The sequence below is a fragment of the Paraburkholderia sp. FT54 genome (assembly GCF_031585635.1).
Classification (GTDB): Bacteria; Pseudomonadota; Gammaproteobacteria; order Burkholderiales; family Burkholderiaceae; genus Paraburkholderia.
In genome coordinates this window covers 1-17,627 of the sequence record NZ_CP134197.1, presented here as the reverse complement: position 1 = coordinate 17,627, position 17,627 = coordinate 1, and the positions used below count along the sequence as shown (strand labels likewise).

Here is a 17,627-nt window from a genome sequence, read left to right as displayed (position 1 = left end):
CCGCTTCAGTAGTGGTTGCCGCTCGAGCGGCGCTGTCAAAATCTCATGCGTAGGGCAGCACGCGCGACCCATTGCGTCGTCGTGCTCGATTCCGATCCCGGGAAACCCTGATAGATATCCGCGTTCGCTCCGCCGGCAGCCTTCTGATATGCCGCGTTCAGGTAGACGTCGGTGCGTTTGGAGAGGGCGTAGTCCGCCAGCAGGTTGATCTGGTTGTACTTGGGTTTGGCGCCGTTGTAGTCCACCTTGCCTTCCGTGAAGGTATAGCCGGCGCCCAGAGTCGTCGCTGGCGTCACGTGGTATTGCCCCCAGATCTCATAGTTGCTGAAGGTGACCGTGTTACCTGCCACGCCGCTCGCGTCCTCGAACCTCGTGTTGGTGTACGCCAGGGTGATCCGCGCCGGCCCGATGTCGTACGCACCGCCCACGCCGATGTTCTGCATGTTGCCCGGATTGCCGACATAGCCGAACGCGCCTTCGCCGTTCGACACGCCCGGTATGGCGTTCGGCTTGAAACCGCCGTCCACGAACTGTTGCGCGGGGTCGGTGGCGTAAAAGTATGCGGCGCCAAGGTACAGCGGACCATTGCGATAATTCGCACCGGCGGCGATCGTGCTCTTCTGGCGGAAGTCGCCGGCGACGCCGCCAAATGCGTACATCGCTTCGGCCGTCAGGCCTGCCCAGGTCGGCGTGACATACTTCACCGAGTTGTTCACGCGAAAAGCGTTGTCCGTGTTGTCGATATCGCTCGGGTGCGAGAACAGGCCGCCCCATTGGCCGTTGGAAGTGGTCGGCCCGATCATGTCGACAATCGGGTCATACTGGCGGCCGAAGGTCAGCGTCCCCCAGCGCTGGTTCGTCAGGCCGACGTAGGCTTGACGGCCGAATTGCAGACCGCCCTGCCCGAGCGTGCCCGTAGAAAGATTGAAGCCGTTTTCCAACTGGAAGATCGCCTTCGTGCCGCCGCCGAGATCCTCGCTGCCTTTCAAACCCCATCTGCTGCCGCCCTCGACCCCGCTTTGCAAGGCCCATTGACTATGGCCGCCGGAGTTGCTGACGTAGGTCAGACCCTCATCGATCATCCCGTACAACGTGACGCTGCTTTGCGCAAATGCCGGCATGGCAAAAGCGTTCGAGAGTGCGAGCGCGAGCAGTGACTTCCTTATCATAAGGATTCCCAATTCATCGTCAGAGGATTCATATGCCGATCTTGTGATAAGCCGCGCACCATTTCGTATCTCGAGACCGGAAAGTGTTAGATTGCGCGCGGGGCAATCAGAGCCTACGGACTGTCTGGCTGCAAGTGACCAGCGATGCACCACACTTCGGTGTCAATAGAGAGGCAACCAGAGAGTGCACCGAGTATACGAATGCAATTTTTCCGGGAGATAATCAAAGTTAGCGAGACCATCTGATAGAAACCTTCGATCATGCGTATTTCTCTGCAGCAAATTGAAACCTTTTACTGGGTGGCGCGGTTAGGAGGATTTCATGCGGCGGCGCGGCATCAACATCTGACGCAGCCGACCATATCGGCACGCATCCAGGAGTTCGAAGAACATCTCGGCGTGCAGCTCTTCACGCGCAGCCGGACGCGCTCCGAACTCACGCTCGCCGGCCGCGATGCGCTCGCCAATGCGGAACAGGTGCTGAAGCTCGCCGAGAAACTCGAACAGATCGCGAAGCGCACCGATCCCATGTACGGGCTGCTACGTCTCGGCGCGATCGAGTCCATCGCCCACGCCGGGCTGGCAGATCTGCTGACGCAACTCAAGACGCGCTATCCGCACATGAAAATCGAACTTACGATCGATGTGGGTGTCGCGCTCGGACGCAAGCTCGGTGCGCACGAACTCGACATTGCGATACTGAACGATTCCACCGATGCGCCCCACGTGGTCGAGACCGCCATCGGCTACACGGATCTGCACTGGGTGGCGTCGCCGCAACTCGTGCCCAACAACAAGATCGCGCCTCACGATCTTGCGTCGGTGCCGATCATCACCGTCTCACAACCCTCATCGAATCATTCGCTGGTAATGAACTGGTTTCGCAGCGCCGGTTGCAATCCGGACAACATCAGCTCATGCAATTCCCTGTCGATGATGTCGCGGCTGGTTGCGGCCGGACATGCGGCAGCCGTGTTGTCGCCCGCGATAATGCGCGCGGAGATCGATTCCGGCCTGATTCACGTGCTCAACACTGAACGGCCAATCACGCAGCAAGGGTTCTTTGTCGCCTATCAGGAAGAGTGTCTTAGTGGCGCGGATACCATCGTGGAGCTGGCCAAAGAGGTGCTCACGCGCAGTCGCGTGCTTATTCCGGGGTAGTCGGCGGGAGGGCGTGGGGCTATCTTGCGCCGTACAGCGCAAGATAGCCGTAAGGCGTGTTCATCAGGACAGGGAGCGGTCGAGCGCCGGCAGACGTCGGCCGGTCTGAGCGTCGAACAGGTGTATGGCCTCCGGGAGCGGAGCGATGCACAGGCGCTCTCCCGGTCGCGCGAGAACGCGTTCGCGAAACTCGCAGACGATCTCGTCGCTGCCGTAACGCACATTCACCTGCGTGGCCGACCCGGTCGTCTCGACGACCACGACTTCGGTCGGCGTGCCGTCCGCTGTGGTGACGAAATGCTCGGGACGAATTCCGAGGATCACCGGTCTTGAACGGTCCGCCGTGAGTTGGCGGCCGAGGCGCACCGTCAAGCCGCTATCGGAACGGAACACGGTTTCCTTGTCGCCATCGACAAGCGCGCCCCGCAGGAAGTTCATGGCCGGCGAGCCGATGAACCCTGCCACAAACACGTTGCGCGGCTGATCGTACACTTCGAGCGGCGCACCCACCTGTTCGACGACACCGTCGCGCATCACCACGATCCTGTCGGCCAGCGTCATCGCCTCGACCTGATCGTGAGTGACGTAGACGGTCGTCGTCCGCAAGCGTTGATGAAGCTGCTTGATCTCGGTGCGCATGGCGACGCGCAGTTTGGCATCGAGGTTCGACAGCGGCTCGTCGAACAGGAAGACTTGCGGATCGCGCACGATCGCCCGCCCCATCGCGACGCGCTGGCGTTGCCCGCCCGAGAGCTGGCGAGGATAGCGTCCAAGGAGCGGACCGAGGGCGAGAATCTCGGCGGCACGCCCGACGCGCTGCTCGATTTCCGCCTTCGGTACGTTGCTGATCTTGAGCGAGAACCCCATGTTCTGCCCAACCGTCATGTGCGGGTAAAGCGCGTAGTTCTGGAACACCATTGCCATGTCGCGGTTCTTGGGCGACACGTCGTTCACTACCTGCCCCGCCACGCGGATCTGTCCCGCCGTGATGTCCTCGAGGCCCGCAATCATCCGCAGCAGTGTCGACTTGCCGCAGCCGGAAGGACCCACGAGCACCGCAAATTCTCCATCCGGGATATCCACGCTGATATCTTGAATGACGGAGTGAGAGCCGTAGGACTTTTTGACGTTGTGAATGCTGAGGTTTGCCAAAGCGATGACTCCAGGAATGGGGACTTGAATGGCGGGACGCTCGCGTCAAGGCATCAGCAGACCGCCGTTGACCTCGACGACCTGGCCGGTCACGTAGCCGCTCAACTGATCCGAGCACAGGTAAAGGAAGGTTCCGACGCAGTCCTCCGGATCGCCGATGCGCGCCATCGGGATCTGCGTCGTGGTGGCCTTCAGTTGTTCGGGCGAGGTGACGCGGTCCTGCAAGTCAGTCTTGATCACGCCGGGCGAGACGACGTTCACCCTGATGCCTTCCGGCGCGAGTTCCTTTGCGATCGAACGCGAAAACGTCGACATGAACGCCTTCGAGCCGGCATACACCGCCGAGCCCGCGCCGCCGCCGGTGCGTGCCGCGACGGAGCTGACGTTGATGATATTGCCGCCGCTCGCCTGACTGCGAAACTGGCGCACGGCCGCGCGACATGCGGCGAACACAGGCCGCACGTTGATCGCCATATGGCGCTCGAAGAGCTCGTCGGGAAAATCTGCGATGCTGACGCGCGAGATCTGGTCGCCGGCGTTGTTGATCAACACGTCCAGCCGCCCGAAGGTCTCGACGGTTTCGCGAATCAGCCGCTCGGGGGTGTCGTGCAGCGCGATGTCGCCTTCCACGAGGCGGGCGATGCCGCCATGCTGCTCGATGTCGGCGACCACGGCCTCGGCTTGCGCGCGCCCGCTGCGGTAATGAACCATCACTTTCGCGCCACGCGCGCCGAGGCCGCGTGCCACCGCCGCGCCGATCCCGCGGCTCGCACCGGTCACCAGGCAGACCTTGCCCGCGATTTCATTCAGAATCATCTACATTCTCCGTGGTTCAGACTGTGGTCCGGCCGACGACCGGTTGATCGACGCGTGCGGCGAGCAGGAAAGGCAACGCAACGTCATGAAATGCGTCCGGCTGTTCGAGTTGCGGCGTATGGCCTGCGTCCTCGATGACGGCCAACGCAGCACCTGCAATCCTTGCCCGCATCTGCGCTCCATGCTCGGGCGTGCGCGCGCGGTCGTGCCGACCCTGGATGATCAGCGTCGGCACCCGGATGGAGGCGAGCTGATCGAGCGTGTTATTCGATGCATTGGAGCGTGCTGCTTCGATGGCGGCGGCTTGCGCCGCGCTCAGCGCGATACGGCGAAACCTCGCCAGATCAGAAGCCGATGGAGGACGGAGGAAGAACCCGTTCACGATTGGCTCGACCGCGGCTTCATCCCAGGGCGCGGCCGCCATGGCATCGGCCTTCGCGAGCGCCACGGCGGGGTCGGCTGCCATCGCGCCGGTCGCGACCAGCAGCAGGCGCGTGACGCGCTCCGGGTAGCGCAAGACGAACTGCTGCGCAACGACGCCTCCCATCGATCCGCCGATCAACGTGATGCGGGACAGGCCGCGTGCATCGAGCAGACGCGCGACCGAGTCCGCCAGCGCGGCCATCGTGTAGGGACCGGGTTCGGCCGCCGACGCGCCGAAGCCCGGCAGATCCGGCGCGAGACAAGCAATGCCGGCGGCGGCGAGCCGCGCGGCGGTTGGCTCCCAGTACGCCGACGACTGACAGAACCCGTGCAGGAAAACGGCAGTGGGATCAGCGCCGTCGCGCTCAAGTGTGAAATCGCTCATTAACTCGCTTCCTTCTTCAGTTGTTGCGCTTTTTGCGCCGAGGCGGTCAATGCCGCGATCGGCGTGATCTGCCGCATCAACACAGCCTGAATCTGCTGCTGCGTAAAGCGGTCCCATTCGGTGTACCAGGTCGTGGCGATGTTCTCGCGTGTGCGGGCATTCGCCATTTGCTGCTGGATGATCGCCGGCTCGTAGCCCAACTGTTTCTGCGAGGCCGCGATCTGTGGATCACTGTCGAGCGGCTTGAACGGATACCCTACGCCGTACTTGAGATACCACGTCTGGGCGGACGAGTACTGGCCCTTGGCATCCTTGCCGCCAAGGAAATACATCAGACGCCAGGCCGCGTCGCGCGCTTTGGTCTGCGAACTCATGGCATACAGGCGCGCCCAACCCATCGGTCCTTTGCCGACATCCTTCACGGCTGGAAAGCGCGTCATGCGGATGTTGCCGGCGCGCTTGCTGTACTGCGGATTGTTGGAGCGAGGAAAGACGTTTCCGACATTGGACGTGAAGATGCCCTGGCCACTCAGGAAGGCGTCGCGCACCTGGGTATCGTCGAGTTCGAGGCCACGCGGATCGAGGATCTGCCAGCTATGCATCGCATCGACCATCCATTGCAGCACCGTCAGCGCGGTCTTGTCTTCATTGGGAAACACGGGGTCCATCGCGGGATTGAACAGATGGCCGCCGGAGGCGAGCACCATGGACCAGAATTCGCTCAGCCCGTCCACGTTCGTTTTATAGCCCTTCAGGATCGGGTACTGGGCGAGGCCTGCTTTCTTGACCTCCAGCGCCGCGTTCTTGAGCTGATCGAGCGTCACCGGCGCCGCTTTGACACCCGCCTTGTCGAGCGCGGCGCGATCGTAGATATAGACGTAGATGTCGCCGTAGTATGGCGTGCCGTATTGTTTGCCCTTGTAGAAAAGCGCCTGACGGTCGAAAGGAAAGATGTCGCGATTCAATTCGTCGAGCTTCGGCAAGCCGTCGATCGGCTGCAGCCAGCCCGCGTCGACCCATGCGCCCAGGTCCGTGTCACGTACGTAGAACGTGTCCGGCTGGGAGCCGGCATTGAACAGGGCGATCATCTTCTCGCTGTACAACTGCATGTCGAGTGGCGAGTAGTTCACCTTGATGCCCGGATTCTCGGCCATGAACTGCTGCAGCCGCTGTTCGACCACCTGCGGCTCGAACGCCCAGCCCGCGAATCGCACCGAAACTTCGGCTGCGCGCGCCGGGGACATCAGCCCGAAGCCGCCGAGCGCCGCACCCGTGCCAGCGAGCGCGGACATCGTCAGAAACCGGCGGCGGGACAACGCATGATAGGAATCTTCACTGGACGACATCGTGGTCCTCCTTGAGGCCATGAGATTGCATTGAACGGATTGCCATAGTCAGTCCTTCACCGCACCGCTTGTCAGTCCCTGGACGATCAGCCGCTGGAACAGAAATGCCAGCGCCAGAGGCGGGATGATGGCCAGGACGCCGCCCGTCGCCATCAGCGTCCGTTGGGTCGTCACGTCGGTGGCGAAGCCCGCGACGACTACCGGCAAGGTTTTCGACGCCGTCGTGCTCGTCAGGATCACGGCGAACAGGTAGTCGTTCCACGCGGTCATGAACGCAAACATGGCCGAAGAAACGAGTCCGGGCATGGCGACGGGCAGCAGCACCTTGACGAGCATCTGAAACCAGCTGCATCCGTCCATCAGCGCGGCTTCTTCGAGCGAGCGCGGGATAGTCTGAAAGTAGTTCTTCAGCAGCCAGATCGTGAACGGCAGCGTGAAGGTCACATAGGTGATGACCAGCGCGGACAGGTGGTCCAGCATACCGAGATTCTTGAGCGTCAGATAAAGCGGCACGATCAGCGCGATACCCGGGACCATGCGCGAGCCGAGATAAACACCGAGCAGCGCGCCTTGCCCACGAAAACGCAGGCGAGCGAGGCTGTAGCCCGCGAGCGTGCCGAGCACCAGGTTGACTGCGGCCGTACCGAGCGCGGCGATCAGCGAGTTCAGCATGCCCGGAAGCATTTCCTCGGCAGCACGGCCGCCGACGATCGCGCTCGTTCCCGACGGATGAAAGAACATCTTGTAGTGCTCGAGCGTCGGATGGCGGGGAATCCACTGCGTCGGCACTGTCAGGGCGTCACGTTCATGCATGAAACTCGTCAGCAGCAGCCAGCAGAACGGCGCGAGGATGTAGACCGCGACGGCAATCCCCGCCACGATCAGGAACACCGTGCGCCGCGATTGGCGACCGGCAGGTGTGACCAGCGAGTTGAGAAGAGCGCTCATGCTTCAAAGTCCCCACGTCCGTACAGCACTCGGAAATAGGCCAGGGCGAGCCCCAGCGTAATCAGGCTTACCAGCCAGGCGTAGGCATTGCCGTGGCCGAAATCGAGGTTGTCGAAAGTGGTGAGGTAGGTCTGCCAGGTGAGCGTGGTAGTGGCCGTGCCGGGGCCGCCCGCTGTCAGCACATAAATGATGTCGAAGGCCCGGAGCGCGGACATCGTCTGCAGGATCAATACGACGAGCAGCGACTGCGAAAGCCACGGCAACGTGATGTAGCGGAACAGCTGGAACCTGCTGGCGCCGTCCATGCCTGCCGCCTCGTACAGCTCCGCGGGAATGCGCTGCAGCGCCGAGAGCAGCAGGATCACGGCGAGCGGCAACAGACTCCAGACTTCCGAGAACACGAGCGCGAGCAAGGCCGAGGTGGGAGTGGACAGCCAGCCGCGATACTGGTCGATCAAGCCAAGGCTGACCAGCAGGCCGTTGAGCGCGCCCACCTTGGCGTCATAGATCCATTGCCACATCAGGCCGTTCACCACGGGCGGAATAGCCCAAGGTAGCAGGACCAGCGTGCGCACCAGCGCGCGGCCGGGAAACTCGCGGTTCAGCAGCAGCGCGATCAGGATGCCGAACACCACCACCAACAGGACCACCAGCACCGTGTACACGGCGGTGATCCGCAGGGCGGCCCAGAACTCGGACGACTGCAGTATGTCGCTGTAGTTCGACAGGCCGACGAACTTGAAAGCCCGCGGACGCTGGAGGTTGTAGCGGTGCAGGCTGATCCACGCCGAGTAGGCTATCGGAAACGCCGAAAGCAGGACGATCGCGAGGAGCGCCGGTGTGTTGAGCAGCCAGGCGAATGCGCGGCGATCGTAGCCGATACGTTTGCTGCGCACGCGCTGGTTGCCGGACGATAACGACAGTGATGGTCTCATGAGCGGTTCCCGAGACGCAGGAACCTGCCGGCCCGAATGCCGGTTGGACCCTGTGCGTGGTAAGTCATCGAGCCGCTCACCATGACACTGTCGATGCCGGCGGCCGGCGTGGTCGGCTGCGCATAGGTGGCGCGGTCAATCACGAAATCCGGATCGAACACGACGAGGTCCGCGTGCTTGCCGACCGCGATCTCGCCGCGATCCAGCAGATTGAAACGGCGTGCGGACAGGCCGGTCATGCGGCGCACGGCTTCCTCCAGCGGGAACAAACCCAGTTCACGAGCGTAATGGCCTAGCACGCGCGGAAAGGTCCCCCACAGGCGTGGGTGCGGATGACGATCGTGCGGCAGGCCGTCTGAGCCGATCATCGTCGCCTCGTATTGCAGGACGCGGCGCACGTCGTCCTCACGCATCTGGAAGTAACTCGCGCCGCCCGGCTGTAGACGCTCGCAAGCTTCTTTCTGGCTGCATTGCCACTCCTGCGCGATGTCGGCGAGCGAGCGCCCGCTCATTTCAGGGTAAGGCTCCGACCACGTCACCATGATTTCGATGATGCCGTCCACCAGGTCCGGGCGCAGAATCGTCGAGCCGGCGATGTAGGGGTACGCATCGAGGCCGATCGGCTGCGTGCGCCGCGCGGCGTCGATATGTGCGAGTGTTTCGACGGAGCGTCCCCAGTTGGTCGGCCCCGCGCACTTGTGATGTGAGATCACCACGGGCAGAGCGGCATCTCGCGCGGCCGTGAACGCTTCGTCCAGTGAGGCGATCACGTCCTCGGCTTCGTTGCGGATGTGCGCGGTATAAACGCCTCCGGCTTCGGCGGCGATACGCGCCAGCATGGTGACCTCGGCAACGTCCGCCGCCGCGTTCGTGTCGTAGAAAAGGCCCGTGCTGAGCCCGGTCGCACCGGCGGCCATCGCTTCGCGCATCAACTCCGCCATCCTCGCCTGCTCCGCGCGCGTCGCGGCGCGGTAGGGGTCGTCCATGGTCGCGACGCGCAATGTCGAGTGGCCAACGAGGGCCGCGACATTCACCGCCGGGCGTGCAGCGTCGACGGCTTGCGCGTAGGCCTGCATCGTTGGAAAGACGTGCTTGCCGGAGCCGCCCAGCAAAGTCAGCGGCGGCGGCACGTTCGAATGCACGAGCGGCGCGAGACTGATCCCGCAATTGCCCACCACGACGGTCGTCACGCCCTGGCTTATCTTGGACAGCATCTGCGGCGCCGACAGGACGGATTCGTCGTCGTGCGTGTGCACGTCGATAAAGCCGGGCGCGACGATGCGCCCGGACGCGTCGATGCATGCCGCCCCGCGCGGCCCGAGGTCCGTGCCGATTTCACTGATGCGGCCGTTTTCGACGCGCACGTCGGCGCGAAAACGGGATGCCCCACTACCATCGATCACGAAGCCGCCCTGAAACAGCCAATGCGTGGAGCCGTGCGCTGCCGGTGTTCCGTTCATAGGTCCAATTTCGCCAAGGCAAATGTTGCTGTGGATAAGATGTAAGTAAATTTCATTCTCAAGGCTCGGTATCGTCGCTATGCGCTGCCAGAAAAGAACCCCATCCGTTCCGCCGGCCGCCCGGCGTTTCAATGGACTCAGCGCGAAACGCACTGCAACGTCGCCGTTTACGGCATAAAATCAATTTGTAGTCCTATTGAAATGGAAGATTGCCGTATCGGTCAGCCATCACCGTCCCTGTATTGCGATACCTCTTGATGTAACTAAATTTCAGAACCAAGCGTAATGCTTTGGTCCTTTGATGTCAAAAAGAAAAAAAGTAAATTTTGGGTGGGCGCTGCCCAATCACGGCGGACGCTGCGCCAGGGCCATTCCGCCGGGTAGATGCATCTAGTCGTCACCGAGCGCGTCGCGCTCCGCTTCCGACCAAGCGCGCTGCAACGCCGGGTGGACGTCGCTATCGACGCCCCTCTCGCGCAGCACGGACCGGACTCGCTTGAGCCGCTCAAGCGCCGATGGGCCGAGTCGCAAGCCAACCCCGACCATCAGGACCTCGATGAGTATCTGTCCGGCGAGGTACGCCTCCGTGCCCACGCGCGCAGCGGCGTCCTCGGGCACGATCATTCCGATTGGAATGCTGCACTGCTTCGCAAGCGGTGTGTCGGGCCGGGTAATGCCGATCACCGTCGCGCCCTGTTCGCGCGCGAGTGCTACCGCCTCCAGCAGGGTCGGCATACGTCCGACGTGTGAGATCGCGAGCACGACATCCCGAGGCGACAGCGCTGCTGCCGAGATGACCTGCATATGCGGATCGAAATAAGCGTTCGATGTGAGACCCAAGCGCGCGAAGCGCGACTGCGCGTCGTTGGCGAGAAAAGTCGACACGCTGCCCACGCTATAACAGTCGATCCGGTTAGCCGCGGCGAGCTTCTCGATGGCGTGACTGATCGTGTCGGCATCGAGCTGGCTCTCGAGACTGGTCAGCACGGCGGCGGCTCCGTAAAGGATTTTGTGGACGAGGCTCGCTACGTCATCCTTGGCGTTGACCGCTCGATGAAGGTACGGTGTGCCTACCGCCAGGCTCTGCGCAAGCTGCAGCTTGAAGTCGCTCAATCCTTCGAAGCCCACGGCGCGGCAGAATCGGACGACAGTGGGCGCGCTGACGCCAGCGCGGTGCGCAATCTCCGCGACATTGGCTCGCACCGACCACTCCGGCTCGGCGAGTATCGCTTTTCCCACCTGTTGCTGCGCATCAGGCAGAGAGTCTGAAATCGCCCGGATTCTCGCCAGAGTGTCGGTCGTGGAGTGAGGTACTACCTGCAGGTTATCCATGCTTCAATTCGCTGATTTTGTGCGCACGCCTGTCCCCGCACGCAGTTTTGCCGGCAACGTTTTTTGCACTAACCAGTGTAAACAAATTTCACGTGAACGCGCAGGAATAGTTTGGCGTCAGCTTCATGAGGGGCTGCAACCGTGAGTTGCGACGTTGGGAGAAACTCCATTACACGATGTCGTGCATCGGACTTGCCAGCGCAGGTCGCCAGATGGGCATTCTTGCCGTGGCTGTCCGGGAAATCTGAGGCGGGCATTGCCGCCGGTGCGAACGCGGCCGCACGTGTTGTGTGCTGGGTCCGAGCATGCTGCGCGATACGCTTCAGCCGCACAATTGCGTCGTCGGAGTCAGCGAGGATCTGAGCCTCCGCCCGGCCTTACGAATCACCGACGCGTCGTCGCTCCGCGCGCCACGGTCCGTGCGCCCCCGCTCTGCGTCTTTCCATAAGGCAACATGCCGCGCATCGGCGACCTAGGCGTTGCGAGGCCGCGCCGTCGTGCCACGCACGATCAGGTCGGTCGGCACGATGTACTGCGAACTCACGGGCCGTCCTTCGATCCGTGCGAGCAGATACTCGGCGCTGCGCGCGCCGATTTCATCAGCGGCGAGCCGCATGGTCGTTAGCGGCGGTGACGTGAAGCTGGAAAATTCGATGTCGTTGATGCCCGCGATCGACAGGTCGCCCGGCACGTCGATACCCGACTCGCGCGCCTCGGCCAGCGCGCCGATTGCAAGCAGATCGGTGCCGCAAATGACGGCCGTGGGACGCTCTGGGCCGTTCATCAGCGCCTTCATCGCCATCTGCCCTTCAATGATCTTGTGCGGCATCTCAATCAGATGCTCGTGGCGTAACTGCAGTCCGCGCGATTGCAGCGCCGCGCGCACGCCGATGATGCGATCAGCCGCACGGTCGCTGTGCTGCGTCATTTGCGTAATCATGCCGAAGCGCGTGTGCCCGAGATCGAGCAGATAATCGGCGAGGCGGCGGCCGACCGCCACGTTGTCGAAGCCGACATACGGATAGTGGTGATCGACTGTCCAGCCATTGACAAGCGGAATCTGTTCCTTTTCGATCAGCTCGTAGAGCGCGGGCGAGTGGCTGCGGCCCACGAGCATCAACCCGGCGATGCCGTCCGCGATCAAGGCGCGGACCTGCTTCAGTTCGTCTTCCTGGTCGTAGTACGAGCATCCGAGCAGCAACGTGTAGCCGGCCTCCCCGATGCGCTTTTGCAGCGCGAACACGCCGATCGCGAAGTTCTGGTTTTCCAGCGACGGGATCACCGCGCCGATCGTTTTCGAGCGCTGCGATGCCAGCGCACGCGCCGCGGCGTGCGGTGTGTAGCCGAGTTCCTGGGCGATGTCGCGTACGCGGTTCTGCAGTTCAGCCGCTACCTTTGCGTTGCCGTTCAACACGCGCGAAACGGTCGCAGTCGATACCCCTGCCGCGCGCGCGACATCTATCACGGAAATCGCATTCGATTTGCGACGCGGCGCTCTTTTCTTTGCCTCGTTGGTCAACTTGCACCCTGCCCGATCTCGAGGCGCACGATCGCGCCTTCCCTTTGCGGCATACTATAACGCGGCACCTTGAGAAATGGCCACCGCTGGGCGCGGGCCTTCGCCTGCCCTGTGCGGTTAGCGTCCGCGTCCGGCGCACGAGTCAGTCGAAGTCGCCGGAACGAGCGCTTCACGTCCATCTCACATCCGCTTCTTGGCCGTGAACTGCACACCGTACCGTCGTGCGTTATTCTCCGGCGCGTAATCCCGCTGCCGTACGGTTTGTCCTTGCGCGCATTGCCCAACACACCGGGCACGATCACGAAGTGGTCGTCGGGATAACCGATGCAGCGTTGCGTCAGTTGCATCATGTCGTGGTCGCCAAGCGATATGAAGAGGTGACGCGGCGCCGTCGGCATATTGCCGGGATGAACCCGGTCGATCCGCATGCATGCGACCGTTATGATGTGTCTGTTACGCGTTCAGCCAGCCGGCCGCGTTGGCGATCAACCGATCGTGTCGATGAAATCCCACCGCGTGATTCAAGCTCGTGAACACCGCGCGTTTGACACCACGTGCGCAGACGGGAGTCAGCCACACGCGCCAGTTAGCGCTCATCAAGCGCGCAGTTTAAGTAATCGCTTTCTCTACCACTCGAAATTTCCGTCGAAATTTAATCAAAGCCCAAATTTCTGCCGCAGTTTACGGGGAAACCCCGAGAACTTCAAGAGAAAGCGCTTACTTGATTCGCCTATACTGTGCTTCCGAACGGCCACACCCGCGACCGCCGCAAGGCACTGATCGCCCCACGAATGCGCGCGGCGGGGTCATGTGTACCGAGTACGACGGCAGTGTCACCATTGCTCATGTATTAGTGGGAAGGGAAACGACCGAACTGACCGAACTCGCCGCACGGTCATTCATCTGCTCCCGGTCCAGGTTCGGGCAGGGTCCAGGTTCGGGCAGGGTCCAGCCCGTCAAGCGGGCCGCCCTGCGTGAGCACCATAAAACAGTTGAAGCGAGCCTCAGACATGGCATTCACCATCGTACCGATCCGCTGCGGCGATATCGTCAACCATGAGCGATCGTGCTTTTTGTACCGCAAGAACTGCGGTTCCGCGCGCCTGCATGCGCCGTGTATTGCGTGGTTGCTGCGCAGCGCTAGCCATACGATCGTCGTCGATGCTGGACCGGGTTCCCGCTCGCGCGCACCGCAGTGCTACACCGAGACAGATGCCGGAATCGACGACCTGCTGCAATACGGACTGGCGCGCGAAGGCGTCGACCCGGCTTCCGTCGAACTGGTCATTCTCACGCATCTGCATAACGACCATGTCGGCGGCGCGCGGTTGTTCACGAACGCGCGCTTTCACGTCCAGGAAGCGGAGTTGAAAGAGGCGGTCTGGCCGGTGCCGTTCCAACGTCCGATCTACGAAACCAACCAGCGCGGCCACACTCCACCGTGGGTGGACATTCTCGACCGGATGGACGTGGCGTTCGGTGACGCCGACGTGGTGCCCGGCGTCCGCGTGTTGCGCCTGCCGGGGCATACGGCGGGCTCACAGGGTGTGCTGGTCGACACGCAGGCAGGACCGTATCTCATCGCGGGCGACCTGATTCCGCTCTACGAAAACTGGCCGGAAGACGGCAGCGAGCCGATCCCGAACGGCAACCACACGGACCTGCGCGCATACGACGAAAGCTTCCGCCGCATCGCAGCGCTTGGAGCAACAGTGCTGCCAGCCCATGAGCCACGGGTTTTCGATCGCAAGGTGTATCCTCCACCGCCGATCCGGTAAGCGGCCGATATTTCCACGGAAACAGGCGATCAGGCCTAGACGGTTTCGGCTGCCGCAGATGATGATTCCGCCCATCATCGGCTTCATGGATCGTATCAACGCCAGGTTTGCCATGCCGAGGCAGCGAGTTTGCGCGACCTCGGCCGGCCTTCGATCGCGACCGGATGGCTATCGGCCCGACCCTGTGCATTCACGATCCATCGCGTCGTTGCGGGCAATACGCAGCGAACGTACTCACAGCGTCATCGATCGTTTAGGTGCCCGACTGCTTGAGACATTCCCTGCTCATCAAACGCAGGGCTGCACGGGCCCAGCCCTTTAGCAGGCCTGAAGCACGTTGATGACGCGGCTCACGAGCAACGGACGAGTATTGCGTCCATATTCGGCCATATGCGCGGAGGCCGCATGCGCCTTCAACGCTTCCGCGCTTTCCCAACGTTCGATTACAGCAAAGGTGTCCGTGCCGAGCGGTGTCTGAATCGTCCCGAAGTCCGGCACGTCGACTACGGCCTCGTAGCTGATACACCCCTCTTCCGCCAGCACCGCCGGACGGTTCTTGTTGAAGAGCGCCAGCACGGCTTCGCGTTGACCGGGCTGGGCAGTGATCGTTGCAATAACATGAATCATCGGGATTTTTTCCTTTCCTGTTTCGGCGCCGATCGCCGCACGAAATCATAGCCGCATCTGGACACGCTTGCTGACGGAGCCTCACCGCGCGGTTTCGGTCGGCCTCCTCACGCGGCTTGTCAGCGAATCATGCGCCGCGCGGCACGCACGCACCGCGGATGCTGATGCGGGCCGTCCGGCAAATCGATAGAGGCTGAAAGGCCTCGCGTTGCCGATGGCCTTGCAGAACGCTATGAATTCCGCGCACGTACCCGTGCAGCTTTTCTAATTTCACCGGCGACGTACGAACTGAACGTATTGGCAACGTCTGGCAGATTCAGAATGTTGGCCTCAGTGACATTCGCCGGCTTGAGCATTTGACGCTCAATAGCACGCAGTCCCATTGTGCTCGACGCGACAAACTTGCGAACGAGGTCCTCCCGTGTCTTCTTGTCCGCTGTGTCGAAGAATTCGCGCGCCAGGCGAATCTCCTCCTGCCGCCGTTTATCCGCTGCCGCGTTAGCTGCCGCCAGGCTGGCCTCGACTGCCTTTTGCCTGTCGGACCTGGCTCCCTGCTCGCCGGTCGCCGCCTCGACGATCTGAGCCTGAATCAACTCAACCTGCCTGTCGGCATCGGATACGCGATAGTTGTCTGAGAGAGCCCTCATCAAGTAGGCGGATGCTCTTTTTACCTTGATACCCTGCCTGATTGTCCACCGGGTGTAATCGATGGCTTGTTGAATACGCTCGTCTGTCCAGACGACCCTGTTCTCGGCGATTTTTTCAAACTGTTTTTCAGACAGTCCGAATTCATCCTGGAGCATCTTGAAAAGCACGACCGAGTTGAGCATGGCCGCTTTGGATGCCAACGCCCCTTCTTTACGTTTGAGCCGGAAGCGTATCTGGTCTTTCTTTCGCGAGCCGGGCGTTCCGGCACGGGTCTCATACGACAGCTCGATGTCGGACAGTTCATTGATCTGGTTGACGGCTGGCTCGAGATAATCGCGCTTGAAGTATTTGAACTCAGCGTTGTTTGCCCATGACTTACCGGGCAAGTTCCGAACGAGGTCGAGTGACAGCCAGTCCGTTAGCCCGTTGGGAACGGATGGCAAGACATGGTCGTAAATGCCTCGGGCATAGATGAGCGTAAATCTCGAGGTGACTAGCAGGCTAGTCCAGTACGAGTTCTCAGGGTCCTTGATGAGGCGTTGCAGCTCGATCGGCACCCGGAAGCGAATCCGGCCATTTCTGACGCTGACCCGGCCGATCAACTCGAGCCAGTCCCCGTCTTCATTCTGGACGACCAGGTCCTCATCCGCATCGTCATCACCGGCGCTGCCCTCTTCGCCGGGTTCGAGAGGCTCCTCCAGCATCCTTCCTTTCGAATCTACGGACACTACGGGCGCACTCATCACTTCGAGCATGGAAGATTTGACGCTGCGGATGACGCTGGAAAAATGCTTCTTGTTCCTGCTGTCATAGCGCATCAGCCATTTAAAAAAGCTGAGCGTCACGTCGTAGGTTTCCTGAATTTCAGGATCCTGCGCGACGATGAAGTAAGCGGCATCGACAAAACGTCTTGCGGACAGTCCTAAACCGATAATGCGTGCGAAGACCCGGTTCTTTTGATAACCGATATCTTTATCCGGACTTGTCTCGTCGATGGACCGTTGCGCCGGCGCCATCTCCACGAATAGGTCCAGTGCAAATTGGAGAGGGGTGACCCGTCGGTCGACGCTACTGGACATGCCTGTTCCCTGGAAATTTCAGCAGACTCTAGGCATACGAAGGTGAGAAGTCAACAAGAAAGTCTCACCTTTGCCGCCGGGGCGATCCGCATGCACATCATCTCTCACCTTTGGCACACCATCTCTCACCACTCGTACGAAGTTCGGACCCCCGGCCTGCGATGGCATGGGGTTTCAGCCGGTTATCCACAGGTATCGTGGCAAAATCTCTCACCTTCGGCGAAACGCATCTTTAGCTCTCACCTCGGCAAGCTATAAATCTCCCCTTCCGCCCCCAGATATCTCACCCGAGGTGCACATTTTCTCTCACCTTTGGCACATTGGGTCTCACCTCTCAGGTGATAACTGTTTGATAACAAAGGAATGGTGTTTCGCTTGTGGGTTTGTTAGTTCGTTTTTTTATAAAAACAACCAACCAACCGCAGCTAACGTCAGCGGCTAACTTTACGCAAAGTCGATCACGAAGGTCCGACCTGTTGCGGAACCCCAAGAGGCTCCGCAGTCGTTGGCTCAAGACAGTGACGCCAAGTGCCCTGTCGTGCTTTACGGGGGTGCGGGGACGAAGCGGCACTTTTCGAATGGGGTGATGTTAGGCGGTGTCGCACTCCATGTATTCGGCATTGCGTCAGTGATTTTCCTGGTTCCTTCCCGCAAAGGTGAGAGATTGTGTGCAGCGTCTACCGCTAGCCGATGCACGCAGCGTCGTCGGCCCACTTCACTCGCGCCGCGACTATCGTCTGACGGTCTGGTCGCTGCGGTTGAAGTTGATGAAATCGTAGAGGTGAGGGATTTTGTGCATGCTGGCGCACCATCGACATTTGGGATCAGCGCCAATGCACACTATCTCTC

Annotated in this window: 15 protein-coding genes; 2 read left to right on the top strand and 13 right to left on the bottom strand. The window is 61.3% G+C overall.

Annotation, left to right across the window (positions count from 1 at the left end):
- Positions 1-35 precede the first annotated feature (35 nt).
- Entirely contained in the window at positions 36-1,169 is a 1,134-nt protein-coding gene (locus RI103_RS32850) for a porin (RefSeq protein WP_310819012.1), read from the bottom strand.
- Positions 1,170-1,430: 261 nt separating this feature from the next.
- Between RI103_RS32850 and RI103_RS32845 the strand changes: the two genes are divergently transcribed.
- The gene (locus RI103_RS32845; protein WP_310819011.1) at positions 1,431-2,330 is read left to right on the top strand and encodes a LysR family transcriptional regulator; all 900 of its coding nucleotides are present in this window, start codon (positions 1,431-1,433) and stop codon (positions 2,328-2,330) included.
- 63 nt (positions 2,331-2,393) lie between these two features.
- On the opposite strand, the gene RI103_RS32840 is transcribed toward RI103_RS32845, so the two are convergent.
- The 10 genes from RI103_RS32840 to RI103_RS32795 all read right to left on the bottom strand — a co-directional run bounded on the left by RI103_RS32840 (position 2,394) and on the right by RI103_RS32795 (position 13,074).
- On the bottom strand, positions 2,394-3,482 hold the full coding sequence (locus tag RI103_RS32840) for a sn-glycerol-3-phosphate ABC transporter ATP-binding protein UgpC (protein WP_310819010.1): 1,089 nt from the start codon (positions 3,480-3,482) through the stop codon (positions 2,394-2,396).
- A 45-nt stretch (positions 3,483-3,527) separates the two neighbouring features.
- Positions 3,528-4,292, bottom strand: a complete 765-nt coding sequence (locus tag RI103_RS32835) for a glucose 1-dehydrogenase (protein WP_310819341.1) — start codon at positions 4,290-4,292, stop codon at positions 3,528-3,530.
- Positions 4,293-4,314: 22 nt separating this feature from the next.
- On the bottom strand, positions 4,315-5,106 hold the full coding sequence (locus RI103_RS32830; RefSeq protein ID WP_310819009.1) for an alpha/beta hydrolase: 792 nt from the start codon (positions 5,104-5,106) through the stop codon (positions 4,315-4,317).
- A complete protein-coding gene (locus RI103_RS32825) occupies positions 5,106-6,452 on the bottom strand; it encodes an extracellular solute-binding protein (protein WP_310819008.1) in 1,347 nt (448 codons plus the stop codon). The genes RI103_RS32830 and RI103_RS32825 overlap by 1 nt, the downstream gene beginning before the upstream one ends.
- Positions 6,453-6,500: 48 nt before the next feature.
- Entirely contained in the window at positions 6,501-7,400 is a 900-nt protein-coding gene (locus RI103_RS32820) for a carbohydrate ABC transporter permease (RefSeq protein WP_310819007.1), read from the bottom strand.
- The gene (locus tag RI103_RS32815) at positions 7,397-8,296 is read right to left on the bottom strand and encodes a sugar ABC transporter permease (RefSeq protein WP_310819006.1); all 900 of its coding nucleotides are present in this window, start codon (positions 8,294-8,296) and stop codon (positions 7,397-7,399) included. The genes RI103_RS32820 and RI103_RS32815 overlap by 4 nt, the downstream gene beginning before the upstream one ends.
- Positions 8,297-8,331: 35 nt before the next feature.
- Positions 8,332-9,795: a D-aminoacylase gene (locus tag RI103_RS32810; protein WP_310819005.1), complete on the bottom strand. Its 1,464-nt coding sequence runs from the start codon at positions 9,793-9,795 to the stop codon at positions 8,332-8,334.
- A gap of 390 nt (positions 9,796-10,185) precedes the next feature.
- On the bottom strand, positions 10,186-11,127 hold the full coding sequence (locus RI103_RS32805; RefSeq protein ID WP_310819004.1) for an SIS domain-containing protein: 942 nt from the start codon (positions 11,125-11,127) through the stop codon (positions 10,186-10,188).
- A gap of 472 nt (positions 11,128-11,599) precedes the next feature.
- Positions 11,600-12,592, bottom strand: a complete 993-nt coding sequence (locus RI103_RS32800; protein WP_310819003.1) for a LacI family DNA-binding transcriptional regulator — start codon at positions 12,590-12,592, stop codon at positions 11,600-11,602.
- A 50-nt stretch (positions 12,593-12,642) separates the two neighbouring features.
- Positions 12,643-13,074 carry a hypothetical protein gene (locus RI103_RS32795; RefSeq protein WP_310819002.1) on the bottom strand — a complete coding sequence of 144 codons (432 nt, stop codon included), beginning with the start codon at positions 13,072-13,074 and terminating at the stop codon, positions 12,643-12,645.
- Between the two features lie 582 nt (positions 13,075-13,656).
- Here RI103_RS32795 and RI103_RS32790 point away from each other — a divergent pair.
- On the top strand, positions 13,657-14,424 hold the full coding sequence (locus RI103_RS32790; protein ID WP_310819001.1) for an N-acyl homoserine lactonase family protein: 768 nt from the start codon (positions 13,657-13,659) through the stop codon (positions 14,422-14,424).
- A 318-nt stretch (positions 14,425-14,742) separates the two neighbouring features.
- On the opposite strand, the gene RI103_RS32785 is transcribed toward RI103_RS32790, so the two are convergent.
- Positions 14,743-15,051, bottom strand: coding sequence for a putative quinol monooxygenase (locus RI103_RS32785; RefSeq protein WP_310819000.1), 309 nt, complete (start codon positions 15,049-15,051; stop codon positions 14,743-14,745).
- Positions 15,052-15,281: 230 nt separating this feature from the next.
- Positions 15,282-16,778, bottom strand: coding sequence for a replication initiation protein (locus tag RI103_RS32780; protein ID WP_310818999.1), 1,497 nt, complete (start codon positions 16,776-16,778; stop codon positions 15,282-15,284).
- Between the last annotated feature and the right edge of the window lie 849 nt (positions 16,779-17,627).